We start from the raw sequence: 24,239 nt of genomic DNA, 5'->3' as shown, positions 1-24,239 counted from the left end.
CGCCAGCACTATGGTCATGATGTCTCGTCGCTGAATTCGGGCAGTATAACGATTGCCGATTTGAATTTTGCTTACCGCGACGATCGTTACGTCCTGCATGATATTAATCTTACCGTACCGTCGCACAGTTTTGTCGCCCTGGTAGGCCATACCGGCAGCGGGAAAAGTACGCTGGCAAATCTGCTGATGGGTTATTATCCGATTGAGCAGGGCGAAATCCTGCTTGATGGCCGCCCGCTCAGCATGTTCAGCCATGCGGCGTTAAGGCAGGGCGTGGCGATGGTACAGCAGGACCCGGTAGTGCTGGCGGATACCCTTATGACTAACGTGACGCTGGGCCGCAATATCGCTGAAGACACGGTATGGCAGGCGCTGGAGACGGTGCAGCTGGCCGAACTGGCGAGCGGTCTGGTAAACGGAATTCACACCCGACTCGGTGAACAGGGAAACACGCTCTCCGTCGGGCAAAAACAGCTGCTGGCGCTGGCACGCGTGCTGGTTGCCACGCCGCAGATCCTGATCCTCGACGAGGCCACCGCCAATATCGACTCGGGGACGGAGCAGGCGATTCAAAAAGCGCTGCATGCTGTTCGACAGCAGACCACGCTGGTGGTGATCGCTCACCGCCTTTCAACGATCACCGAAGCCGATACGATTGTGGTGCTGCACCGTGGGCGCGTCGTTGAGCAGGGCAATCATCATGATCTTCTGGAAAAACAGGGGCGCTATTGGCAGATGTATCAGCTTCAGCGGGCAGGTGAAGATTTGCACGCTGCTCCACTGCACCAGGAAAATGCGTGATAAGAAAATTCTGCACTGACTGAACGCACAACGCACCGCAATGGTGCGTTTTTTTTACTCTTCCTGACCACCCGACCCCTTTTTTTCATTGCTGCCCCGCGCTGATGCGCTAAATAACTCCTGGCAGCGTTATGGCACAGCCTTTGCTTTAACCAATCCATATTCCATATAGCGGCCGTTATCTGAAGGGGAACGTATGAAGCTGGTTACCGTGGTAATTAAACCATTCAAATTGGAAGACGTGCGCGAAGCGCTCTCCTCCATTGGCATTCAGGGATTGACCGTAACAGAAGTAAAAGGGTTTGGACGCCAGAAGGGGCACGCAGAACTTTATCGGGGTGCAGAATACAGCGTGAACTTCCTGCCAAAGGTAAAAATTGATATCGCCATTGCCGACGATCAGCTTGATGAAGTGATTGATGTGATCAGCAAAGCCGCCTACACCGGGAAAATCGGTGACGGCAAAATTTTTGTCGCAGAACTGGAACGGGTTATCCGTATTCGCACAGGCGAAACTGACGAAGCCGCACTGTAATTTCGGGGCGAAGTATGATGATGGGATGGGATAAAATGAATAAAAAAATTGCAGCAGTCGGCCTTGCTGGCCTGGCATCGTTACCTTCACTGGCGATGGCCGCTACGCCTGCGGTAGCGGATAAAGCCGATAATGCTTTTATGATGATCTGCACCGCGCTGGTGCTCTTTATGACGCTGCCTGGCATTGCGCTGTTTTACGGCGGTCTGATCCGCGCAAAAAACGTGCTCTCCATGCTGACGCAGGTCTCGGTTACGTTTGCGATGGTGTGCGTGCTATGGATGATTTACGGCTACTCGCTGGCGTTTAGCGAAGGCAACGCGTTCTTCGGCGGGTTCAGTATGGTTATGCTGAAAAACATACAGCTGACGGCGCTGGTAGGGAGTTTCTATCAGTATATTCACGTTTCTTTCCAGGCGTCGTTCGCCTGTATTACCGTCGCACTGATTGTCGGCGCACTGGCTGAGCGCATTCGCTTTTCCGCACTGCTGATCTTCGTTGCTATCTGGTTCACCTTCTCCTATTTGCCGATTGCGCATATGGTCTGGTCAGGCGGTCTGCTGGCACAGGATGGCGCGCTGGACTTTGCGGGCGGCACGGTGGTGCACATTAACGCTGCGGTTGCCGGGTTGGTTGGCGCTTACCTGGTAGGTAAACGCGCAGGCTTTGGCAAAGAAGCGTTTAAGCCACACAACCTGCCGATGGTATTCACCGGCACGGCGATCCTCTATGTTGGTTGGTTTGGCTTCAACGCCGGTTCTGCCAGTGCGGCGAACGAAATCGCCGGCCTGGCGTTTATCAATACCGTTATGGCGACGGCGGGCGCGATGCTGAGCTGGACATTTGGCGAATGGGCGCTGCGCGGCAAACCTTCACTGTTGGGCGTCTGTTCCGGTGCCATTGCCGGACTGGTCGCCGTCACTCCGGCCTGTGGTTATGTGGGCGTGGGCGGCGCGCTGATTATCGGTATCGTTGGCGGTCTGGCGGGCTTCTGGGGCGTGACCACGCTGAAAAAATGGCTGCGCGTTGACGATCCCTGCGACGTCTTCGGCGTGCATGGCGTTTGTGGCGTTGTGGGATGTCTGCTGACCGGTGTTTTCGCTTCCTCCTCTCTGGGCGGAGTAGGTTATGCCGAAGGCGTGACGATGGGGCATCAGGTCTGGATCCAGCTGTTCAGCGTGGGCGTGACTATTGTCTGGACGGCGGTTGTGGCGTTTGTTGCTTTCAAAGTGGCGGACATGATGGTTGGCCTGCGTGTGCCTGAAGAGCAGGAGCGTGAAGGGCTTGACGTTAACAGCCACGGTGAAAGTGCCTATAACCAGTAATGGATTTGCTGTAAAAGTACAACGGCCTCGCGAGAGGCCGTTTTTGTATTAATGCCTGTCGCGCATTACGCCTTCCTGTACTGTCGAAGCCACCAATATGCCATTCTGGGTAAAAAACTCGCCGCGCACAAATCCTCTGGCGCCGGATGCTGACGTACTTTCCACGCTATAGAGCAGCCACTGATTTAAGTCGAAAGGCCGGTGGAACCACATCGAATGGTCGATGGTCGCCACCTGCATTCCCGGCTCAAGAAAACCTTTGCCGTGTGGCTGAAGCGCCACGGGCAGGAAGTTGAAATCGGACGCATAGCCCAGCAGGTACTGATGTATGCGTTTATCATCCGGTATCGGGCCGTTGGCTCTTATCCAGACATGCCTGACCGGCTCATCAGGATCGCCTTTTAACGGGTTATGAAACTTAACCGGCCGGATTTCGAACGGCTTCTCGGAGAGAAATTTCTCGCGTGCGCGTTCAGGAATGAAATGCGCCAGCTTTTTGGCGATCTCGCTTTCGCTGGGCAGATTGTCCGGGCCGGGCACTTCAGGCGCCGATTTCTGATGTTCAAGACCGCTTTCGGGCGCCTGAAAAGAGGCGGTCATATAAAAAATGGGATGGCCGTTCTGAATAGCGCTAACGCGTCTGGCGCTGAAGCTCTGTCCGTCGCGCAGGTTTTCAACGTCATAAACGATGGCTTTCTGGCTGTCGCCCGGACGCAGGAAATAGCTGTGGAATGAGTGAATAATGCGTTCCGCTGGCACGCTCTGTTTAGCGGCATACAGCGCCTGGCCTACCACCTGACCGCCAAAGACCTGACGCAGGCCGAGGTCCTCGCTCTGCCCGCGAAACAGCCCTTCCTCTAATTTTTCCAGATTAAGCAGATTAACAAGATTTTTAAGCGCCTGGCTCATCGCGGCTTCCTCAGTAGTCGTCTCGCCTTAAGTTTGCGAGATCCGACCAGTTATCGCAACGGTATGGAGGGAAATCTTGTTCAAACAGCGGGCGTGGATGGAAAAATCAATAACTTGTGCCAGAATGAACAGTAAAGACGTAGTGAAATTCTGTCTCATGCAGCCCGCTGAGGCAGCGATAATTGCATTGATCTGAAGGAGAATAATCAATGAAAGTCTGGCCAATGGTAACCGGCGCCGCTCTGGCAGTGGCGCTCTCAGGATGTGCTGATAAGAGCAGAGATGTGCCGACGGCAACGCTGGCATCGCAGGTCGCAGGGCAGCAGGCAACGATTCGTCAGCCCAATGTGAGCGGATCGATATTTATCAGACAGCGTATCGCTCTGCCGCCGGATGCCGTCCTGACCGTAACGCTCTCTGATGCCTCCGTTGCAGATGCGCCTTCAAGAGTGATTACGCAACGCGTGGTACGCACCGATGGTAAACAGGCGCCGTTTAACTTTATTCTGCCTTACAATCCTGCGGATATTAAACCCGACGCACGTATTTTGCTGAGCGCGGCGATCACCGTTAACAACAAAATGATGTTTATTACCGATGGCGTTAAGCCTGTTATTAATAACGGCGGCACGAAACAAGAGCTGACGCTGGTACCGGTTCCTTCCGTTGCGATGCAGACGCAAAGCGGCGCGGCGACCACCGTTCCTTCTACCTCGCCTACGCAGGTTTCCCCTTCCTCTGCGATACCTGCGCCAACCTCTCTGTAAGCCGATTTGCCGTCCCTTCGGGGCGGCTATCCTTCCCAGCGATAGCGGCTCAGCACGATTTTGCCTTCCCGGCTGACGTCAATCCCCTCATCGATGAGCGCATCGCGCTGGCGTTCAAGGTTATCGCCGGTAAGAGAAATCATGCCTGCACGATTAATCACGCGATGCCAGGGAAGCTTGCTGTCCTCCGGCAGACGTTTCAGCACGCCGCCAACCTGACGTGCGGCTCCGGGTGAACCCGCAAGACGCGCAATATCGCCGTAGGTGGCGACTTTTCCGCACGGAATAGCGGCAACGATTTGCCAGATGCGCTGGCGCAAGGAGTCTTCTTCATGCATGTAAATTTTCCCTGTCATCTCAATGCTTATTGGACAGAAAGAACTTACCTGAAAGGATCGTACAAGAAAAGAACGGTCATCCGGTGATGGGTTGCAATTACCATAGCGTTCAAAGATAATGCCCTCGCTCCATAACATGGAGCTAGCCAATGGGGGCCCGGTTGGTTCTCCCGCAATGCTAACTTGTGAACTCGGTCAGGTCCGGAAGGAAGCAGCCGCAGCAGGTGACGCGTGTGCCGGGATGTAGCTGGCAGGGCCCCCACCCAATTCTGCTGACGCCACAATGGCCGCCCAAATCACTACTATCGTACGGTTTCCCCGAAACGCTTAAATTCGATTTCCTCTGCACAGATGTTCAAAACGCGAATTGCGCTACATGACTTCACAATTTTCCAACGCCTTCCGCAGTCCATCCCTGCCCGATAATGCCTCTCTGCCTTACATGAAAAAAGCTGTAGTCAACCATGCTGATTATCCCTCGTTATCTTTTCCTGGCGCCACATAGTGATGATTCTGACAAGTTACGTAATGCACTTCAGAAAACATCAAAAAAATGATGTTTTTCACTGTCAGCTCCTGTTTCCTGACCAGCAAAATAGTTAGCGTCCACAATGGGATCAGTGACAGGCTTTAACCTGCTTTTAACAATCGTTTGCTAACGGTTCATTATAAAAAAGCGCAATCAAAAGGAATGTCTACACGCCTGTTCCGATTTATATGTGGCTTAAAAAATACCGAGGGCTATGGACGTGCAGGCACGTAAAAGAAGTACTGAGTTCATGGGATTCAGGCGTGTAATGAACCTTGCACAACACAGGTTTTTGAAGTCTGACGGCTTGCGAAACATTCGAAATAATGCAAAGAGGATTTTCCTGACGGGCTGAACAGGGCTGGAACGGATGTTAAAATTTGAGAACGCCTGATAATGTTATTCAGCTTTATTACGGGCAGCAGTCGGGTAAGTGACAGAGTTACAATAAAGCGCTAAGGCATCCTGTCACGCTATTCATGTGCAATACGCAATGAAAATTCCCTTTAGCGTGCATGTTTTATGATTCTCAGGTCACTTGCCCGAGCCATAATGTGGCAGGACATGTCAGATGGGCCGCCACCGTATAATACATTGAAATGAAAGATTTTACCGGAGGCGTTACCAGATAGCAGGAACCACACACTTCTTCTTCAGGCAGGCCCATTTTATCTTCCCTGACTCCACGCTTCCTGTTAGCGAACGTATTTCCAAACCGAGACGGGAACTTTGTCGTAAAGCTTATTCATTGTCAGTTCAGCCAAACGATGATCCGCCGCCGAATAAAATACTGCTAATTCATTTTCAGATAATTCATATTTATTTTTTTCAATAACACGCTCAAGCGTATCAATAGAACGGCACCGTCTCAGGCGCATCAGGTAGTCCGTCTTTGTCAGGCATTTATCTGTCATTGTTAAACCATAAAATTAAGAGGTTACTAAAACGAATGGCTGGTCTGGATCGTCGGCGCGCATTCTTTAGCAAAAATGTTAAACAGCCTTTTTACTGACTTTTGCCAGCGCTGTAAGTCTTGTACGTTAATACCGTAATTACTAAAAAGCATAAACGTATCATCCAGATATTCATCAACCTGGGTAATGAGCTCATCGTCTTCAGTATGTTTGATTTTGTAAACCATAGTAAAGGCAGCAATATGCTCAATCAGATCGTTAATCTGTAAATTAATTGCTGAAGTAGGATCGTTTACCCAGCCGTGATGACTATCGCCAATGGTGGCCAGGCTTTCATCATACAAGCTTTCACAAAGAAATTTCAACTGGGCGATATCATGCCTTTTTGGTGAGTATTCGTCCATCTTTTTCCCCTCCATAGCGATTGAAATATGCCGCCGATGCGGGCTATTCAGCAGGTGGTATGCCATGAAGCGATACGTATTATTATAGTATAAATCCGAATGGTTATTTACCGCCACTCAGAAAACAACATTATCATTGCGCTTTAGCAGAAGATTCAGGTTCATCGCCCGGAAACTCAAAAACAATCGCACCGGGAAATCGTTCAAAATTAACCTTATCGGTCATGGTTTCATCACTATCAATATCGAGGCAGGCATTGAAAACGCGCCAGGAGAAGCTATAGGTCATTTTATAACGCGCAGGCTGCATCTCTTCTATAGAAATAATGTTAATGCTTTCCGGCACATATTGGGCATTAGAAGAATAATAAAATATGGAATCTGTGAGTTCATCAACTATTTCAGGGATTATTAGCGCAACAACCTGTTTCAGATTTTCTCCATCCCCTTCATTCAGGTCTGGATTAATGGCGATTCTTTTGCGCATTTCTTCCTCGCAAAGTTCATTTCTTCTTATACAGATCATTGTCCCGCAACGCTAAAGATGCAAGTTAAGGATACGCTTTTTTTCTATCTCTATGATTTGTTTATCGTTAATTTTTTTCGTATTTTTTTCGGTAAATTTTTTACTTCTGCTGACTTCCACTATTTTTATCAAATGTTGACGGCATATAAATCTTGATGAGTAATGTTTAGATACATTTAGCCGTTCACAGGCAGCACAAAAACGCGTAAAGTATTGTTATGTTATAACGTACAAAAGCATCCACGATGATGAAAATTCTCCTCTCAGTGCATCCAGCTCACAGCCTGATGACGCTTCCGGCATGGTGTCGTCTGCTGCTGGCTTTCCTGCTCTCTCTGATTCTACTGGCCCTGACGTGGTGGGCGCTTAGCTGATGATCAGATTAAAAAACTTAACCGTTGGCTATCAGGGAGTAGCCGTTACGTCAGCGCTCAACGGCGAGTTTAAACACGGATCGATGACGGCACTGACCGGTGCCAACGGATCGGGGAAATCAACGTTAATCAAAACACTTGCCGGGTTGCAGAGACCGGTGTCGGGGGAGATCGCCTTTTCCGATCCGCTACCCTCCATCGCCTGGCTTCCGCAGCAGTCTGACATTGAAAAAAACTTTCCGGTAAGCGTGTTTGACGTCGTAGCCATGGGTTGCTGGCAACAGAGCGGCTGGTTTAAAGGAATTGGCCGCCAACAGCGGCAGGCCGTTATGCATGCGCTGGCGCAGGCAGGCGTGCAGCATCTCGCGCACGCCAGACCCGGAACGCTTTCCGGCGGTCAACTTCAGCGCGTTATGTTTGCGCGGCTTTTGATGCAGCAGGCTGAGTTGTTACTGCTGGATGAACCCTTTGCGGGTATTGACAGCGCGACCACCGGGCAGTTGCTGGCGCTGCTGGAGGTGCTGAATCGTGCCGGACGTACGCTGATTGTCGTGCTGCATGATATGTCGACCGTGGAAAAATATTTTCCTCAGACACTGCATCTGGAAGAGCGCCATGCCACAGCGTGCAACAGCACCTGCGGTCGCGTAACGGAGGCAGGCTGATGGTGACCGTATTGCATCCGTTTATTGAGTTTGGCTTCATGCGCCGCGCGCTGGTTGCCTGCGTGGCGCTGTCGATCAGCGCGACGCCGCTTGGCGTTTTCCTGTTGCTGCGCAGGATGAGTCTGGTGGGTGATGCGCTCTCGCACGCGGTGCTGCCAGGCGCCGCGATTGGCTATCTGATTTCAGGGCTTTCGCTGGTGGCGATGGGAACGGGCGGGGTGATTGCGGGCCTTTCGGTCGCACTTCTTTCCGGTGCCGTCAGCCGTTATACGCCGCTGCGGGAGGATGCCAGCTTTGCAGGGTTTTACCTGGGCTCGCTGGCGCTTGGCGTGACGCTGGTTTCACTGCGCGGCTCAAGTATTGACCTGTTGCATGTGCTCTTCGGCTCATTGCTGGCAGTTGATAATGCCTCTGTTTTGCTGGTAAGCGGCATCGCTGTTGTTTCCCTGATGGCGTTGGCGCTGATCTATCGTCCGCTGGTCATTGACGCTTTCGACCCTGGTTTCCTCCGTGCGCAGAACCGCTGGGCCGCGCCGCTGGTGCACGGCATTTTTCTGGTGCTGGTGGCGACCAACCTTGTGGCGGGCTTTCAGGTGCTTGGCACGCTGATGTGCGTCGGCCTGATGATGCTGCCTGCGGCAGCCTCGCGTTTCTGGAGCCACCGTTTATCAGGCACCCTCGCCGCCGCCATGAGTCTGGCGCTGCTGGCCAGTTTCAGCGGCCTGGTGGCTTCCTTTTATCTTTCGCTTCCGGCAGGACCGGCGGTGGTGTTATGCGCCGCCATCTTATTCTTTATCTCAATTCTGGTGGGGCCGTGTGGCGGGATCTTTCGTTCGCACGGCTTTTTATCCATTCGCAAGGAGTAAACATGAAAAAATTACCTGTTGTTCTGACGCTTGCCGCCGCCTTCAGCGCGCCGCTGGCGATGGCAAAAACCGTGGATACGGTTGCCAGCTTCTCCGTGCTTGCCGATATCGTGAAAGAAGTGGGCGGCCCGCATGTGAAAGTGAAAAGCCTCGTCGGACCGGACGGGGATCCACATGGTTTCGAGCCGACGCCGCAGGACAGCCAGTCGCTGGCAAACGCTGATGTGGTGTTTGTCAGCGGGCTTGGTCTTGAGGGCTGGATGGATCGTCTGGTTTCCGCGTCGGGTTATAAAGGAAAGGTGATCGTTGCCTCAGACGGCATTGAAACACGCACCATGGACGAAGAGGGGAAAACCGTCACCGACCCTCATGCATGGAACAGCATGAAGAACGGCGTGGTTTACGCCACCAATGTGATGAATGCACTCATCGCCGCCGATCCTGAGGATGCGGACGCTTTCCGTCAACAGGGCGCGGACTATATCGCAAAGCTGAAAAAGCTGGATAGCTGGGCACAAACAAGTTTCAGGGCCATTCCGCAGCAAAAGCGAAAAGTGCTGACCAGCCACGATGCATTCGGCTATTTTGGCCAGCGCTATGGCGTAACGTTTATGTCTCCGGTCGGGTTTTCAACCGAATCTGAAGCCAGCGCCGGCGAGGTGGCCGGACTGGTGACGCAGCTTAAAAAAGAGCATATTCATCGTTACTTTATTGAAAATCAGACCGATCCGCGTCTGGTCAAACAGATAGCGTCTTCCACCGGCGCACAGCCTGGCGGCGAGCTCTATCCCGAAGCACTCACAAAGCCGGGTGGCGAGGCCGACACCTACGTTGCAGCCTTCAGTCACAACGTTAATGCTATGATTAACAGCATGAAGTAAAAAGAAAGGCCGCTGATTAGCGGCCTTTTTGACAATCATCGCTTTTTCTTTCTTCCCTGAACCGCTTTGAAGCGGGGATTGCTTTTGCAAATCACATAGACACGGCCATGACGGCGAACCACTTTGCAATCCTTATGGCGTTTTTTGGCGGAGGCCAGTGAACTGAGAACCTGCATTATTGCTCCTTAGTCGATTGAGAGAAAAAACGGCCAAAGCGCTGATTGAAACGGTGCGCGCTGCCTTCTTTGGCAAACTCTTTCTGCTTGCCGGTGTAGTAGGGATGCGATGCAGACGAAACATCCAGCGCGACGTAGGGGAGAACTTCACCATTCAGTTCTACGGTGCGATCGGTCTTTATTGTGGAGCCAACGGTAAAGTACGTATTGGTGCTGGTGTCGTGGAACGCCACGGTACGGTAGGCCGGATGGATATCTTTTTTCATAAATACTCGCTCATATTTTGTATGTTATAACATAACAATAATTATGCGCGCGTCGTTTGAGCAATGCAACCGGGAGGGGAGAGAAAAGCACAGAGAAAGGATAAAAAAAAGAGGCCGCGATGGCGGCCTCTTGAGGGTTACTGTTCCCGTTGCTGCGGATGTCCGTGTTCAACTTCATCACGATGCTTGCTGAAGCGGCGGCGAACCACCACAAAGAACACCGGCACAAAGAAGATTGCCAGAATGGTTGCCGTTACCATCCCGCCCATTACGCCCGTACCCACTGCGTTTTGCGCGCCGGAGCCTGCGCCGGTACTGATAGTCAGCGGCAGAACGCCGAGAATAAAGGCCAGTGACGTCATCAGAATCGGGCGTAAACGCATACGCACCGCTTCCAGCGTCGATTCCACCAGCCCCTTGCCCTCTTTCTCCATCAGATCTTTGGCGAATTCCACGATCAGTATCGCGTTCTTCGCCGACAATCCAATGGTTGTCAACAGCCCTACCACGAAGTAGACATCGTTGCTGAGCCCGCGCAGCGTAGTGAAGATCAGCGCGCCAAATACGCCGAGTGGCACCACCAGCATTACCGCGAACGGAATGGACCAGCTCTCATACAGCGCGGCCAGGCAAAGGAAGACCACAATCAGCGAAATCGCATAAAGCGCCGGTGCCTGATTGCCGGAGAGCCGTTCCTGATAGGACATGCCCGTCCAGTCAAAGCCAATCCCTTGAGGTAGCTTAGATGCCAGCTGTTCCATCAAATCCATCGCTTCACCTGAGCTTCTGCCCGGCGTCGGCTGACCGAGGATCTCCATCGCGGGCAGGCCGTTATAGCGCTCAAGGCGCGGCGAGCCATACTGCCATTTTGCGGAGGCAAACGAGGAGAAAGGCACCATCGAGCCGTTTGACGCGCGGACATACCATTTGTTGATATCGTCCGGCATCATGCGGGAATCGGCTTCACCCATCACGTAGACTTTCTTCACGCGACCGCGATCGATAAAGTCGTTGACGTAGGAACCGCCCCAGGCCGCGCCCAGCGTGGTGTTGATATCGGAAATGGTGACGCCCAGCGCCTCGGCTTTTTCCTGGTCGATAGTCAGTTTATATTGTGGCGTGTCTTCCAGTCCGTTTGGACGCACGCCCACTAACGTATCGCCGTGTTCCGCGATCATGCCTAAAAGCTGGTTACGTGCCTGGGTGAGTTTATCGTGACCCAGGTTGCCCTGGTCGATCAGCTCAAAGTCAAAACCGGTTGCGTTACCCAGTTCGATAATCGCTGGCAGGTTAAACGGAATAACCATACCGTCTTTGATCGCGCCCAGCGCCTGCATGGCACGGCCTGCAATAGCCGGCACGCGGTTGTCGCTGCCGCTGCGCTCATCCCAGGGTTTCAGGCTGACGAAGGCGATACCGGTATTTTGACCGCGTCCGGCAAAACCAAAGCCGCCAACGGTAAACACCGAGTTCACGTTCGCTTTTTCTTTGGTCAGGAAGTAGTCAGAAACCTGTTCGAGCACTTTTTGCGTACGTTCCTGCGTTGCACCTGCCGGGAGCTGCGCTTGTGCCAGTAGCAGCCCCTGATCTTCTTCCGGCAGGAAGGAGGTGGGCAGCTTCAGGAACAGCCAGGCCATACCGACGACGATCAGCAAATAGATCACCAGGTAGCGGCCGGTACTGCGGATAATGTGGCCTACGCTGTCGGTATAGTGATGCGTGCTCTTATCGAACATGCGGTTAAACCAACCGAAGAAGCCGGTGGTTTTACCATGATCGCCTTTCTGGACTGGCTTCAGCATGGTGGCACACAGGGCTGGCGTCAAAATCAGCGCCACAATCACCGACAGCACCATCGCGGAAACGATAGTAATCGAGAACTGACGATAGATAACGCCCGTTGAACCGCCAAAGAACGCCATCGGCACGAACACGGCGGAGAGCACCAGCGCAATCCCTACCAGCGCGCCCTGAATCTGTTCCATCGACTTGCGGGTTGCCTCTTTTGGCGGCAGACCCTCTTCGGCCATCACGCGTTCAACGTTCTCCACCACGACGATGGCGTCATCCACCAACAGGCCGATGGCCAGCACCATCCCGAACATGGTCAGCGTGTTTATTGAATAGCCAAAGGCGTTGATGATGGCGAAGGTGCCGAGCAGAACAACCGGTACCGCGATAGTCGGGATCAGCGTGGCACGGAAGTTTTGCAGGAACAGATACATCACCAGGAACACCAGCACGATCGCTTCTATCAGCGTTTTTACCACTTCGTTGATAGAGATGGTGACGAACGGCGTGGTGTCATAAGGGAACACGGCCTTCATACCGGCTGGGAAGGTGGGGGCCATTTTCGCCAGTTCTGCTTTTACCGCCGCAGCGGTATCCAGCGCATTGGCGCCCGTGGCCAGCTTGATACCCAGTCCTGCGGCAGGCTGACCGTTGTAACGCGCCACAATTTCGTAGTTTTCACCGCCCAGCTCAATGCGCGCCACGTCGCGCAGGCGAACCTGCGAGCCGTCGCTGTTCACTTTCAGCAGGATCTTGCCGAACTCATCCGTAGAGGTGAGACGGGTTTGCGCAATAATCGACGCGTTAAGCTGTTGTCCTTTAACCGGCGGCGTACCGCCGAGCTGGCCGGCGGCAACCTGCGCGTTCTGATTATTAATCGCGGAAACCACGTCAACCGGCGTCAGTTGATAGTTGTTTAGCTTATGCGGATCCATCCAGATGCGCATCGCATACTGCGCGCCGAACAGCTGCGTGTCGCCCACGCCGGTGACGCGGCTCAGCGGATCCTTGATATTGGAGGCCACAAAATCGGCAATGTCATTTTGCGACATAGTACCGTTTTCGTTAACGAAGCCTGCAACCATCAGGAAGCTACTGGACGATTTCTGAACGCGAATGCCCTGTTGTTGCACTTCCTGCGGCAGCAAAGGCATCGCCAGTTGCAGTTTATTTTGAACCTGAACCTGCGCGATATCCGCATCCGTACCGGACTCAAACGACATGGTCAGCGTCAGCGTCCCGGAAGAGTCGCTGCTCGAACTCATGTACATGAATCCGTCGATGCCGTTCATGTTCTGCTCAATGACCTGCGTCACCGAATCCTGCAACGTTTTCGCATCCGCACCCGGATAGGTCGCCTGAATCTCAATTGCCGGCGGCGCAACATTGGGATATTGCTCAATCGGCAGCTTCAGGATCGACAGCACACCTGCCAGCATGATGATGATGGCGATAACCCACGCAAATATGGGGCGATCGATAAAGAACTTAGCCATGTATCAGCGGCTCCTGTTTAAGACTGCGGTTGTTCAGGCTTGGCCTTATTGGCTTCGTCTGCACTCACTTCCTGCGGTGTAACCTGCGCACCCGGTTTGGCACGCATAATGCCGGTTGTGATCACCTTCTCGCCTTCCTTCAAACCTGACGTCACCAGCCATTTATCGCCGATAGCCTGATCGGCCGTGAGCGTACGGGCCTCAACCTTATTGTCAGCGCCAACGACCATCGCGGTTGCCTGGCCGGTTGGCGTACGGGTTACCGCCTGCTGCGGCACCAGAAGCGCGTTCGGATTGATGCCTTCTTCCAGACGGGCGCGAACAAACATGCCCGGCAGCAGAGCGTGATCCGGGTTCGGGAACACGGCGCGCAGGGTGATAGAGCCGGTGGTTTCATCAACGGTCACGTCAGAGAACTCAAGCGTACCGCTCTGCGCATGCTCGCTACCGTCCTGAAGCAGCAGTTTAACCTGCGCTTTGCCGTCAACCTGTTGCAGCTTGCCGGATTTCAGCTCGTTGCGCAGACGCATAAAATCTTCACTGGACTGCGTCACGTCGACATAAATGGGATCGAGCTGTTGCACGGTGGCCAGCGCATCGGTCTGCGCGCTTTGCACAAGAGCGCCTTCGGTAACGGAGGATTTACCAATGCGGCCGCTGATCGGCGAGGTCACTTTGGTGTAGGCCAGATTAATACGGGCTGTTTCGACGTTAGCTTTCGCTCCCTGTGCTGCGGCAGCGGTCTGGCTCTGTGTGGCTATCGCCTGGTCGTAATCCTGCTGGCTGATATATTTGGTGCCGAGCAGCGGCTTATAGCGCTTCACGGTTACCGCAGCAATCTGGGCGTTGGCCTGCGCCTGCGCCAGATCGCCTTTCGCGCTGTCATACGCCGCCTGATAGGTGGCTGGATCAATCTGATAAAGGGACTGTCCCGCTTTGACGTCGCTGCCTTCAATGAAGTTACGTTTTAAAATAATGCCGGAAACCTGGGGGCGAACTTCAGCGATGCGGTACGAAGAGGTTCGTCCCGGTAAATCTGTTGTGATTTTAAGCGGGGCGCTTTTCAGGGTGACGACGCCAACTTCCGGCGCCTGTTGCTGACCACCCTTTGGCGCTTCTTTATTATCACATCCTGTCAGCGCTAAGCTGCCGGAAAGCATCAGAACGGCCGCCAGAGGCGTTAACCCTCTGTTCATGTTCATAAAGTACCCTCGAAAGTCCGATATCGATTGATTGACGGGTCACAAGTCTGAGAACCCATTAATGTGTTTAAATCAGGGATGTGCTATGGTACATACATTCGCAAATGTATGTAAGTCCACCATTTTGTAAAAATACACCTATGGCACGAAAAACTAAACAACAGGCGCTTGAGACGCGAAACCAGATACTTGACGCGGCAATTGAGCGATTTTCAGAATATGGTGTATCCCGTACTTCGCTGGCCGATATTGCCGCGGCGGCAGGCGTAACGCGTGGCGCGATTTACTGGCATTTTAAAAATAAAACCGATCTGCTTAACACCATCTGGGCGCAATCGGAATCCGGTCTGGAAGACGTAGAGCAAGAGTATCAGTCAAAATACCCCGCCGATCCACTATCCGTTATGCGCGCGATGCTGTTGCATGTGCTTGAGGCTGCTGAAAGAGATCCCAGAAGACGTGCGCTTATGGAGATCATTTACCATAAATGCGAATTTGTCGGCGAAATGACCACGTTACAGCAAATGCAGCAAACACTTTATCTGGAATGTTACGACAGGATTGAAGATATTTTATGTCAGTGCATGTCGGCCGGCCAGCTACCGCCAAATCTTGATACGCGTCGCGCGGCGGTAGTCATAAGAGGCTACATCAGCGGCCTGATGGAAAACTGGCTGTTCGCGCCGGATGGCTTTGCGCTTGCCTCTGAAGCGCCGCCGCTTGTTGATGTGCTCATCGACATGCTCAATTGCAGCCCGTCACTGCGTCGCGCTCAGGGCTGACGCCCGGCTTCCGGCGCGTCGCGTTTCTTCTCAAAATCTTTTTGCACAATTAACAGCGCCGCCAGCGCTGTCTCGGGCGCGATATCGTTCTCTTCCAGCAGCATAATTAAATCTACGGCCAGTTTCACTTCATCTGGTGCGTTTTCCAGCGACATCGTTGCCTCTTTTTCATCGTTATTTTTACGTTTACCGATCGGTGAGAATAGCGGATTACTGCGCTAGTTTTCCTGCTTCTCAATGGCACGCTCAATCCGTTTTAAGGCCTGCAAACAGCGCTGCAAACGTCCCTCAATGGCGGCGATTTCACGCTGTAGATTTTGTTGTTGCACCAGCGTATCGCACGATGCCAGCAGGCTTTCGCGGTCGGCTACCATCGCACGCAGGCGACGTTCATAATCCTGATGCTTTGCCAGCTTCTCATAGAAATTTTCACCGACCGGTCGGGCGCGCGCGTCTGCTTTACGCAGCTTTTGCGTCGCCAGTTCGCGCTGGAGCGCACCCATCTGTAGCACGACGCGTTCAGCCATCCACGCCACGCGCTCGGCGCGGCCGCCATTGACGCTGTGCCTGAGCTGCGCCAGACTTTGCCGTATCTCAGCCAGATAGTCACCTAAACGCAATGCGCGGCAGTGAAACAGCTGCTGGTCGAAGCGGGCTTCGGTCATTCGCGTATTCGCATGAGGCTCTACGGCCGTTGCCAGTTGGTTAAGCTGTGCGTCTAATTGCTGAAGCAGAAAGGCGCTTTTCATTTTTTCTCTCCGATCGGCGGTGTGATACTCTTTCGGTCATTCTGAGGAAATCAAACTGTGCAACGTATCATTCTACTGATTATTGGCTGGTTAGCGATGGGATTAGCCACGCTGGGCGTGGTTTTGCCGCTATTACCAACCACGCCCTTTTTGCTGGTGGCCGCCTGGTGCTTTGCCCGCTCTTCGCCACGGTTCCATCACTGGCTGCTCTACCGCTCCGTTTTTGGCCGCTATCTGCGGCACTGGCAGCAGCACCGGGCGCTGCCGCCGCGCACCAAAGGAAGAATGATCGTCGTTACCCTCGCCACCTTTGCCCTCTCGCTATGGCTGGTAAATATTCTCTGGGTGCGGCTGATGCTGATTTGTCTGCTGGCTGGCCTGATTATTTTTATGCTTCGACTGCCGGTGGTTGATGACGAGCAACAAAAGCCCTGATTTTTCGTTGTACGGTTGCAATTGACCGGCGCTTTGCATAGATTTGGTCGTTTTCATGCGCAGCTTCTCCTCTGTAATGCCATTTTGACCGGCGAAACTTTTTTCCGGGCAATGGAAGCTGCGTGAGTCAGATTTGTATTCACCAGGCACACTATTATGACCGCAACTGCGCAGCAGCTTGAATATTTGCAAGAAAGCATTAAAAGCATCCCGGATTACCCGAAACCGGGCATTCTTTTCCGTGACGTCACCAGCCTGCTGGAAGATCCGAAAGCGTTCGCGCTAAGCATCAGCCTGCTGGTTGAGCGCTATCGCCATGCCGGTATCACCAAGGTGGTTGGTACGGAAGCGCGCGGCTTTCTGTTTGGCGCGCCGGTTGCGCTTGGGCTGGGCGTAGGATTTGTGCCGGTGCGCAAACCGGGCAAGCTGCCGCGTAAAACCTTTGCCGAAACTTATCAGCTTGAGTACGGCAGCGACCAGCTTGAACTGCATTGCGATGCGATCAAGCCCGGCGACGTCGTGCTGGTTATTGACGATCTGCTCGCCACCGGCGGCACCATTGAGGCCACGGTGAAGCTGATTCGTCGCGCGGGCGGCGAAGTCAAAAACGCGGCGTTTATTATTAATTTATTCGATCTCAGCGGCGAAACGCGGCTGAAAGCGCTCGGCGTCGAAAGCTACAGCCTGGTGAACTTTCCCGGTCACTGATCCCGACACCGCAAGCCTCGCCGTCAGGGTGGGGCTGTGTTAGCATGGCTCTCCGGTTCACTCAACATATTCTGCGAATTAATGAGCTATCAGGTACTGGCCCGCAAGTGGCGTCCACAAGCGTTTAGTGATGTCGTCGGACAGGAGCACGTCCTGACCGCGCTGGCGAACGGCCTGTCGCTTGGCCGTATCCATCACGCCTATCTTTTTTCCGGCACGCGCGGCGTGGGTAAAACCACCATTGCCCGCCTGCTGGCGCGCGGCCTCAACTGCGAAACCGGTATCACCGCCACGCCCTGCGGCACCTGCGACAACTGCCGTGAAATTGAGCAGGGGCGCTTCGTCGATCTGATTGAAATTGACGCCGCCTCGCGCACCAGGGTTGAAGATACGCGCGAGCTGCTCGACAACGTGCAGTACGCACCCGCTCGCGGTCGTTTCAAAGTCTACCTGATTGATGAAGTCCACATGCTTTCCCGGCACAGCTTCAACGCGCTGTTGAAAACGCTGGAAGAGCCGCCCGCACACGTTAAATTCCTGCTCGCCACCACCGATCCGCAAAAGCTGCCGGTGACCATCCTGTCGCGCTGCCTTCAGTTTCACCTGAAAGCGCTGGATGTTGAACAAATTCGCGGGCAGCTGGACTATGTCCTGAAAGAAGAGCAGATCGCTTCGGAGCCGCGCGCGCTTCAACTGCTGGCACGCGCGGCGGACGGCAGCATGCGCGATGCTCTCAGCCTGACCGATCAGGCCATCGCCATCGGGCAGGGGCAGGTGACCACGGCGTCGGTCAGCGCGATGCTGGGCACGCTTGACGATGAGCAGCCGCTGGCGCTGATTGAAGCGCTGGTCGACGCGCAGGGCGAGCAGGTGATGTCGCTACTCAACCAGGCCGCTTCGCGCGGCGTTGAGTGGGAAGCGCTGTTGGTGGAAATGCTGCGGCTGCTGCACCGTATCGCGATGATACAGCTTCTGCCTGCGGCGCCGGGCGACGATCCTGCGCCGGTTGAACAGCGCCTGCGGGAACTGGCGCGCGTGCTGCCGCCTGCTGATGTACAACTTTATTATCAAATGCTGCTGACCGGCCGAAAAGAGCTGCCGCTGGCGCCGGATCGGCGCATGGGCGTTGAAATGACGCTGCTGCGCGCGCTGGCATTTCACCCGAAACAGATGATTGCCGAACCGGTCGCGCGACCGGTGATGACGCCACAGGCCGCGCCTGAGCCGGCGGTTCAACCCGAAGCCGCCGCACCGCCTGCTGCTGCCGCACCTGCACATACCGTTCAGCAGGCGACGCTGCCGGATGCCACCAGCCAGTTGCTTCAGGCGCGAACCCAGCTGATGCGGCAGAAGGGAGCAACCACGCCAAAAAAGGATGAACCGGCGGCGCACACTGCGCGGCCGGCAAGCTCGGCGCTGGAGCGGCTGGCCAATGTTACCGAACGCGGGCTCAGGCGACAGGCTGCCGCCGCGCAGGCCGAGCCGGTAAAAAAAGAGGCGTACCGCTGGAAAACGCAAAAAACAGAAGAGAGCAAACCTGCGCCGGTCGCCACGCCCAAACTGCTTCGCTCGGCGCTTGAGCACGATAAAACGCCGGAGCTGACGGCGAAGCTGGCCGAAGAATCCTTGCTTCGCGATCCCTGGGCGGCGGAAATCGCCGGGCTGGCGCTGCCGAAACTGGTGCAACAGCTGGCGCTTAACGCCTGGAAAGAGGTGACGGACAACGGCGTTTGCCTGCATCTGCGCACCAGCCAGCGCCATCTGAATTCGCCGTCGGCGCAGAAGACGCTTCAGGACGAAATGAGTAAGGCGGCGGGTCAGCCCGTCGCACTGAGCATTATTGAAGACGACAATCCGGACGTGGCAACGCCGCTGGAGTGGCGGCAGGCAATATATCAAGAGAAGCTGGCGCAGGCGCGCCAGTCGATTACAGCGGATAATCATATTCTGACGCTGCGTCGGTTGTTTGATGCGGACGTGGATGAAGAGAGTATTCGCCCCCTTTGAATCGCTGCTACAACGCTTCGGCGTCAACGCAGCCTGATGTGAGAGAAAACTATGTTTGGAAAAGGCGGATTGGGCAACCTGATGAAGCAGGCCCAGCAGATGCAGGACAAAATGGCGCAGGTTCAGGAAGAGATCGCCGCGCTGGAAGTGACCGGTGAATCGGGCGCGGGCATGGTAAAAGTGACCATTAATGGCGCACACAACTGCCGTCGCGTAGAGATCGACCCGAGCCTGATGGAAGACGACAAAGAGATGCTGGAAGATCTGGTCGCCGCCGCGTTCAATGATGCTGCGCGCCGCATTGCTGAAGAGCAGAAAGATAAAATGGCCGCCGTTTCCAACGGAATGCAGCTTCCACCCGGCTTCAAGATGCCGTTCTGATGCAAACCAGCCCGCTTCTGGAAAGCCTGATGGAGTCGCTGCGCTGTCTGCCGGGCGTTGGTCCGAAATCGGCGCAGCGCATGGCGTTTCAGCTGTTACAGCGTGACCGCAGCGGCGGTATGCGTCTGGCGCAGGCGCTGACGCGCGCGATGTCTGAGATCGGCCACTGCCGCGATTGCCGCACCTTCACGGAGCAGGAGGTGTGTACCATTTGCGCCAGCGCGCGCCGTCAGCAAACCGGGCTGATCTGCGTGGTGGAGAGCCCGGCCGATATTCACGCCATCGAGCAAACCGGGCAGTTTGCCGGCCGCTACTTTGTGCTGATGGGGCACCTCTCGCCGCTTGACGGCATCGGGCCCAACGATATCGGTCTGGATCGTCTGGAACAGCGCCTTGACAGCGAAGCCATTCAGGAAGTGATCCTTGCCACCAACCCAACGGTGGAAGGGGAAGCCACGGCGAACTATATCGCAGAACTGTGTGGCCAGTACGGCGTTGATGCCAGCCGGATCGCGCACGGCGTTCCGATGGGCGGCGAACTGGATATGGTCGACGGCACCACGCTGTCGCACTCGCTGGCAGGCCGTCAAAAGATCCGTTTTTAATGACTTAACGGCACGATTTGTCGTGCCGTCTTGAAATCCTTCATATTGCCCCCACCTCACTTCACAACACAGACCAATCGTTAGCTGAGGTAGCAATGACTATGAAAGGACAAGAGACGCGTGGCTTCCAGTCAGAGGTTAAACAGCTTCTGCACCTGATGATCCATTCCCTCTACTCAAATAAAGAAATTTTCCTGCGTGAACTGATCTCCAACGCCTCCGATGCCGCCGACAAGCTGCGCTTTCGCGCGCTCTCCACGCCGGATCTCTATGAAGGCGACGGCGACCTGCGGGTACGGGTTTCGGTCGATAAGGAAAAGCGCACGCTGACGCTGAGCGATAACGGCATCGGTATGACGCGTGACGAAGTCATTGAAAATCTGGGCACCATTGCCAAATCCGGTACCAAATCTTTCCTTGAAACGCTCGGCTCCGACCAGGCGAAAGACAGCCAGCTTATTGGCCAGTTCGGCGTCGGTTTTTATTCGGCGTTCATCGTGGCTGATAAGGTTTCCGTCCGCACGCGCGCGGCGGGCGCCAGCGCCGACGACGCGGTATTCTGGGAATCCGCCGGTGAAGGCGAGTATACCGTTGCCGATATTTCTAAAGCCGACCGCGGCACCGAGATCACCCTGCATCTGCGTGAAGGTGAAGACGAGTTTCTTGATGCATGGCGCGTGCGCAGCATCATCAGCAAATATTCCGACCATATCGCGCTGCCGGTAGAGATTGAAACCCACAATGAAGAAGACGACACCACCAGCTGGGAGAAGATCAACAAAGCCCAGGCGCTGTGGACGCGTAACAAATCTGACATCAGCGACGACGAATACAAAGAGTTTTATAAGCATGTATCGCACGATTTCGCCGATCCGCTGACATGGAGCCACAACCGCGTTGAAGGTAAGCAGGAGTACACCAGCCTGCTTTACATCCCGACGCAGGCGCCGTGGGATATGTGGAACCGCGATCACAAGCACGGCCTGAAACTCTATGTTCAGCGCGTGTTCATCATGGATGACGCCGAGCAGTTTATGCCGAACTACCTGCGCTTCGTGCGCGGCCTGATTGACTCCAGCGATCTGCCGCTCAACGTATCGCGCGAAATTTTGCAGGACAGCCGCATCACCCAGAACCTGCGTAACGCGCTGAGCAAACGCGCATTGCAGATGCTGGAGAAGGTGGCAAAAGATGATGAAGAGAAATATCAGCAGTTCTGGCAGCAGTTCGGTCTGGTACTGAAAGAAGGCCCGGCGGAAGACAGCGCCAATGGCGAAAGCATTGCCAGACTGCTGCGCTTCGCCACCACTAGCAGCGAAGGCGCTGCGCAAACCGTCTCGCTGGAAGATTACGTCAGCCGCATGGTGGAAGGGCAGGAGAAAATCTTCTACATCACCGCCGACAGCTATGCCGCCGCGAAAAGCAGCCCGCATCTGGAGCTGTTCCGCAAAAAAGGCATTGAGGTGCTGCTGCTCTCCGATCGCATCGACGAATGGATGATGAGCTACCTGACAGAATTTGACGGCAAAGCATTCCAGTCGGTCAGCAAGGCCGACGACGCGTTGAGCAAGCTGGCTGACGAAGAGAGCGACGAGCAGAAAGAAGCGGAAAAGGCGCTGGAACCGTTCGTGGAGCGCGTGAAAACGCTGCTGGGCGAGCGCGTGAAAGAGGTGCGCCTGACGCATCGCCTGACCGATACGCCTGCCATCGTCACCACCGACGCCAACGATATGGGCACGCAGATGGCGAAGCTGTTCGCGGCCGCTGGTCAGCCGGTGCCGGAAGTGAAATATCTGTTTGAAATCAATCCTGAACATGCCCTGGTAAAACGCGCGGCCGATACGCAGGACGACGCGCGCTTTGCGGAATGGGTGGAGCTGCTGCTGGATCAGGCGATGTTTGCCGAGCGCGGCACGCTTGAAGATCCCAATCAGTTTATTCGTCGTATGAATCAGCTGCTGCTGGGCTGATGCGTTAAACAGGCGGGACGACACCCTTCGTCCCGCTTTTCTTTTCAGCCGGTCATGGCCGCCTCTTCCAGCAGCCAGCGGCGAAACAGGTCAATCTCCGCTTCTTCTTTCCGTGATGCTTTCACCATCATCCATGTCGCTCTGTCTACTTCGGCAAAGCCTAACGGTGCAATCAGCGTGCCTTCCCTGATCTCTTTCTTAACCAGAATTTGCGGCGTCATAATAATACCGAGCCCGTTTCGCGCTGCCTGAATAGCCAGCGTCAGGTTATCAAAATGTTTGCCCGCCCAAAAATCGCCGCGCGCGCCAGTCTTTTTGGCCCACTCCGCCCAGGCGTGCAGTTTGGTATCGGCATGCAGCAGCGGCAGGGTGGAAAAATCGGTTGCATAGGTAAAACGGTTGCTGAACATCGGCGCGCAAACCGGGCCAATGTAATCCACGGTGATCAACGTGGCGGCGATATCTTCCTGCACCGGCTGCTCGTGACTGAGGATCAGCACATCCGACTGCTCACTGCGTATACGCTCAATGTCGCCATGTGTCTGAAACGTCAAAGCAATGTCTTTGTGTCGTTCGGAGAAGCGACCTATGCGCGGGATCAGCCACTGCGCCAGAAAGCTGGGCGCGCAGGAGATGGTCAGGCTGTTGGCGTTACGCGCGCGAATCTTCTCACAGGTGGTCTCAATATCGCGGAAAGCCTGCATACAGCACACCTTCAGCCGCTCACCGTCAGAGGTGAGCTGCACCCGCCCGTTAGCGCGTAAAAACAGCGGCTTGCCCAGCCACTCTTCCAACTGTTTGATCTGATGGCTGACCGCGCTGTGCGTGACGTTCAGCGAATGCGCAGCAAGACTGAAACTTTGGTGCAGCGCTGCCTGATGGAAATAGCGCAGGGCGCGCAGGGAAGGAAGGCCAGGCATAAGTATTCTCTGTGAGAAAAACTAACAGCCAGTGTCTGTTTATATCATTTCAAAGTCCAGCGTCTTTTCCCTAATCTGGTTACGAAGAGGGGAAGGCTCTTATCACGGTAATGGCGTTTTTCCCCTCCTGTTAGCCGCATTTCTCCTCAAATTGAACGCGTTTATGTTTAACAGTACCGTGAAGGAAAGGAAAATGACAAATCAGCACTCCCCAAAAACTCAGCTTGTAATGTTTACCGGCGGTCGCGACAGCACGCTTGCAGCATGTTATCTGATGTTACAGGGTATCCCGGTGCATCTGTGGTCAGGCAACAGCGGATGTTCTCTTCATCGCGGCATACTGGCGCACCGCGTTGAAGAACTGAAATCCCGATTCGGCGATCTGGTCGTCGATCACACGGTGGCGGATATCAGCGGCGCGTTTCGCTCAATCGCCATTGAACACCTTGAAAGCGATATTCTGAAGTACCGTAAAAACCTGGTTTTGCTGGGTGAAAAACTGGCTATTCATGCGCATCTGGTCGATTTTTGCCGCCGAAACGACATTAACACCATTAACGACGGTATCACCCACTACCAAATGGAATTTCCGGAGCAGCGTCAGGTTGCCAAGGCGTTTCTGGTCGAGATGATGGCGCAGTTCGATATCAATTATCAGTCGCCGATTTATGAATTCGCCCAGTCTGCGGATGACGTCAAATATCGCCTTCTGCAATTGGGGATCTCCACCAAGTCGCTGGAAGGTATCAGTATTTTTGCCGACAGTTTCTCCACGCCTTCGGATGAGGTGATCCTGGCTTATCTGAAAGACAAAACGCCGCTGGCGTTGAATCTGGTGCGTTTTCTGTCGGGCGAAACGCTTGCGGCGCCGGTAGGTAAAGCGGCCAGTGCCGCAGCCTGAAACCTCTCATGTGCAA

At 54.4% G+C, this 24,239-nt stretch carries 28 protein-coding genes, 1 other RNA gene and 1 other annotated feature; of the genes, 17 read left to right on the top strand and 12 right to left on the bottom strand.

Annotated elements, in window-relative coordinates; all coding sequences use genetic code 11:
• The 3 genes from GS12_RS09595 to amtB form a co-directional block, all read left to right on the top strand.
• The coding region (locus GS12_RS09595; RefSeq protein ID WP_034946305.1) for an ATP-binding cassette domain-containing protein at window positions 1-801 on the top strand (801 nt) is incomplete at its 5' end.
• A gap of 196 nt (window positions 802-997) precedes the next feature.
• Window positions 998-1,336 carry a P-II family nitrogen regulator gene (glnK, locus tag GS12_RS09590; protein ID WP_034912798.1) on the top strand — a complete coding sequence of 113 codons (339 nt, stop codon included), beginning with the start codon at window positions 998-1,000 and terminating at the stop codon, window positions 1,334-1,336.
• A 20-nt stretch (window positions 1,337-1,356) separates the two neighbouring features.
• The gene (gene amtB, locus GS12_RS09585) at window positions 1,357-2,661 is read left to right on the top strand and encodes an ammonium transporter AmtB (RefSeq protein ID WP_407637856.1); all 1,305 of its coding nucleotides are present in this window, start codon (window positions 1,357-1,359) and stop codon (window positions 2,659-2,661) included.
• Window positions 2,662-2,709: 48 nt separating this feature from the next.
• Here the strand turns inward: amtB and tesB are convergent, their stop codons facing one another.
• Window positions 2,710-3,570, bottom strand: coding sequence for an acyl-CoA thioesterase II (gene tesB / locus GS12_RS09580; protein ID WP_034946303.1), 861 nt, complete (start codon window positions 3,568-3,570; stop codon window positions 2,710-2,712).
• Window positions 3,571-3,779: 209 nt separating this feature from the next.
• On the opposite strand from tesB, the gene GS12_RS09575 reads away from it, so the two are divergent.
• Window positions 3,780-4,337: a YbaY family lipoprotein gene (locus tag GS12_RS09575; protein WP_034912803.1), complete on the top strand. Its 558-nt coding sequence runs from the start codon at window positions 3,780-3,782 to the stop codon at window positions 4,335-4,337.
• Window positions 4,338-4,363: 26 nt separating this feature from the next.
• On the opposite strand, the gene GS12_RS09570 is transcribed toward GS12_RS09575, so the two are convergent.
• Entirely contained in the window at window positions 4,364-4,675 is a 312-nt protein-coding gene (locus GS12_RS09570) for an MGMT family protein (RefSeq protein WP_034946301.1), read from the bottom strand.
• Between the two features lie 159 nt (window positions 4,676-4,834).
• Between GS12_RS09570 and ffs the strand changes: the two genes are divergently transcribed.
• Window positions 4,835-4,931: signal recognition particle sRNA small type (gene ffs, locus GS12_RS23305), an RNA gene on the top strand.
• A gap of 968 nt (window positions 4,932-5,899) precedes the next feature.
• On the opposite strand, the gene GS12_RS09565 is transcribed toward ffs, so the two are convergent.
• The 3 genes from GS12_RS09565 to GS12_RS09555 all read right to left on the bottom strand — a co-directional run bounded on the left by GS12_RS09565 (window position 5,900) and on the right by GS12_RS09555 (window position 7,009).
• The gene (locus GS12_RS09565) at window positions 5,900-6,118 is read right to left on the bottom strand and encodes an HHA domain-containing protein (RefSeq protein WP_034912809.1); all 219 of its coding nucleotides are present in this window, start codon (window positions 6,116-6,118) and stop codon (window positions 5,900-5,902) included.
• Window positions 6,119-6,144: 26 nt separating this feature from the next.
• Entirely contained in the window at window positions 6,145-6,522 is a 378-nt protein-coding gene (gene tomB, locus GS12_RS09560; RefSeq protein ID WP_034912812.1) for an Hha toxicity modulator TomB, read from the bottom strand.
• 133 nt (window positions 6,523-6,655) lie between these two features.
• Window positions 6,656-7,009: a hypothetical protein gene (locus tag GS12_RS09555; RefSeq protein WP_034946299.1), complete on the bottom strand. Its 354-nt coding sequence runs from the start codon at window positions 7,007-7,009 to the stop codon at window positions 6,656-6,658.
• Between the two features lie 284 nt (window positions 7,010-7,293).
• On the opposite strand from GS12_RS09555, the gene GS12_RS25125 reads away from it, so the two are divergent.
• The 4 genes from GS12_RS25125 to GS12_RS09540 are packed head-to-tail and all read left to right on the top strand — an operon-like array spanning window position 7,294 to window position 9,834.
• A complete protein-coding gene (locus GS12_RS25125; RefSeq protein WP_268747354.1) occupies window positions 7,294-7,422 on the top strand; it encodes a hypothetical protein in 129 nt (42 codons plus the stop codon).
• Entirely contained in the window at window positions 7,422-8,087 is a 666-nt protein-coding gene (locus tag GS12_RS09550) for a metal ABC transporter ATP-binding protein (protein WP_052118413.1), read from the top strand. Before GS12_RS25125 ends, GS12_RS09550 begins: the two co-directional genes overlap by 1 nt.
• A 2-nt stretch (window positions 8,088-8,089) precedes the next feature.
• On the top strand, window positions 8,090-8,953 hold the full coding sequence (locus tag GS12_RS09545; RefSeq protein WP_034946320.1) for a metal ABC transporter permease: 864 nt from the start codon (window positions 8,090-8,092) through the stop codon (window positions 8,951-8,953).
• A 2-nt stretch (window positions 8,954-8,955) separates the two neighbouring features.
• Entirely contained in the window at window positions 8,956-9,834 is an 879-nt protein-coding gene (locus GS12_RS09540) for a metal ABC transporter substrate-binding protein (protein ID WP_034946297.1), read from the top strand.
• 35 nt (window positions 9,835-9,869) lie between these two features.
• Here the strand turns inward: GS12_RS09540 and ykgO are convergent, their stop codons facing one another.
• From ykgO to GS12_RS09520, 4 genes are all read right to left on the bottom strand, one after another.
• A complete protein-coding gene (ykgO, locus tag GS12_RS09535; RefSeq protein ID WP_034912820.1) occupies window positions 9,870-10,010 on the bottom strand; it encodes a type B 50S ribosomal protein L36 in 141 nt (46 codons plus the stop codon).
• Window positions 10,010-10,276 (bottom strand): type B 50S ribosomal protein L31, encoded by a 267-nt coding sequence (locus GS12_RS09530; RefSeq protein ID WP_034912822.1) that lies wholly within the window; start codon window positions 10,274-10,276, stop codon window positions 10,010-10,012. The genes ykgO and GS12_RS09530 overlap by 1 nt, the downstream gene beginning before the upstream one ends.
• Before the next feature lie 137 nt (window positions 10,277-10,413).
• Window positions 10,414-13,563, bottom strand: a complete 3,150-nt coding sequence (locus GS12_RS09525; RefSeq protein WP_034912825.1) for a multidrug efflux RND transporter permease subunit AcrB — start codon at window positions 13,561-13,563, stop codon at window positions 10,414-10,416.
• A 17-nt stretch (window positions 13,564-13,580) separates the two neighbouring features.
• Complete coding sequence (locus tag GS12_RS09520) at window positions 13,581-14,765, bottom strand: efflux RND transporter periplasmic adaptor subunit (RefSeq protein ID WP_034912827.1); 1,185 nt, start codon at window positions 14,763-14,765, stop codon at window positions 13,581-13,583.
• Between the two features lie 140 nt (window positions 14,766-14,905).
• Between GS12_RS09520 and acrR the strand changes: the two genes are divergently transcribed.
• Complete coding sequence (gene acrR, locus GS12_RS09515; protein ID WP_034912830.1) at window positions 14,906-15,547, top strand: multidrug efflux transporter transcriptional repressor AcrR; 642 nt, start codon at window positions 14,906-14,908, stop codon at window positions 15,545-15,547.
• On the opposite strand, the gene rsmS is transcribed toward acrR, so the two are convergent.
• Entirely contained in the window at window positions 15,538-15,702 is a 165-nt protein-coding gene (rsmS, locus tag GS12_RS23300; RefSeq protein WP_072016870.1) for a pleiotropic regulatory protein RsmS, read from the bottom strand. The two genes, acrR and rsmS, sit on opposite strands and share 10 nt — an antisense overlap.
• Window positions 15,703-15,765: 63 nt before the next feature.
• On the bottom strand, window positions 15,766-16,296 hold the full coding sequence (priC, locus tag GS12_RS09510; RefSeq protein WP_034912831.1) for a primosomal replication protein PriC: 531 nt from the start codon (window positions 16,294-16,296) through the stop codon (window positions 15,766-15,768).
• 57 nt (window positions 16,297-16,353) lie between these two features.
• Here priC and GS12_RS09505 point away from each other — a divergent pair, with 57 nt between their 5' ends.
• From GS12_RS09505 to htpG, 6 genes are all read left to right on the top strand, one after another.
• The gene (locus GS12_RS09505; protein ID WP_034912834.1) at window positions 16,354-16,731 is read left to right on the top strand and encodes a DUF454 family protein; all 378 of its coding nucleotides are present in this window, start codon (window positions 16,354-16,356) and stop codon (window positions 16,729-16,731) included.
• Between the two features lie 156 nt (window positions 16,732-16,887).
• Window positions 16,888-17,439, top strand: a complete 552-nt coding sequence (apt, locus tag GS12_RS09500) for an adenine phosphoribosyltransferase (RefSeq protein ID WP_034946296.1) — start codon at window positions 16,888-16,890, stop codon at window positions 17,437-17,439.
• 81 nt (window positions 17,440-17,520) lie between these two features.
• Window positions 17,521-19,446: a DNA polymerase III subunit gamma/tau gene (gene dnaX, locus GS12_RS09495; protein WP_034946294.1), complete on the top strand. Its 1,926-nt coding sequence runs from the start codon at window positions 17,521-17,523 to the stop codon at window positions 19,444-19,446.
• Window positions 18,788-18,849 (top strand) — a sequence feature (DnaX frameshifting element). It overlaps the preceding gene by 62 nt.
• Before the next feature lie 51 nt (window positions 19,447-19,497).
• A complete protein-coding gene (locus GS12_RS09490; protein WP_034912843.1) occupies window positions 19,498-19,827 on the top strand; it encodes a YbaB/EbfC family nucleoid-associated protein in 330 nt (109 codons plus the stop codon).
• Complete coding sequence (recR, locus tag GS12_RS09485; protein WP_034946293.1) at window positions 19,827-20,432, top strand: recombination mediator RecR; 606 nt, start codon at window positions 19,827-19,829, stop codon at window positions 20,430-20,432. The genes GS12_RS09490 and recR overlap by 1 nt, the downstream gene beginning before the upstream one ends.
• A gap of 95 nt (window positions 20,433-20,527) precedes the next feature.
• The gene (gene htpG / locus GS12_RS09480; RefSeq protein ID WP_034946292.1) at window positions 20,528-22,402 is read left to right on the top strand and encodes a molecular chaperone HtpG; all 1,875 of its coding nucleotides are present in this window, start codon (window positions 20,528-20,530) and stop codon (window positions 22,400-22,402) included.
• A gap of 44 nt (window positions 22,403-22,446) precedes the next feature.
• Here the strand turns inward: htpG and GS12_RS09475 are convergent, their stop codons facing one another.
• Window positions 22,447-23,322: a LysR substrate-binding domain-containing protein gene (locus tag GS12_RS09475; RefSeq protein ID WP_034946291.1), complete on the bottom strand. Its 876-nt coding sequence runs from the start codon at window positions 23,320-23,322 to the stop codon at window positions 22,447-22,449.
• A 193-nt stretch (window positions 23,323-23,515) separates the two neighbouring features.
• On the opposite strand from GS12_RS09475, the gene GS12_RS09470 reads away from it, so the two are divergent.
• Window positions 23,516-24,223, top strand: a complete 708-nt coding sequence (locus GS12_RS09470) for a hypothetical protein (protein WP_034946289.1) — start codon at window positions 23,516-23,518, stop codon at window positions 24,221-24,223.
• Window positions 24,224-24,239 lie beyond the last annotated feature (16 nt).

Origin of the sequence: Erwinia oleae (genome assembly GCF_000770305.1) — a bacterium.
Lineage (GTDB): Bacteria > Pseudomonadota > Gammaproteobacteria > Enterobacterales > Enterobacteriaceae > Erwinia > Erwinia oleae.
The sequence above is the reverse complement of the archived record's forward strand: the minus strand, read 5'-3'. Positions and strand labels throughout refer to the sequence as shown.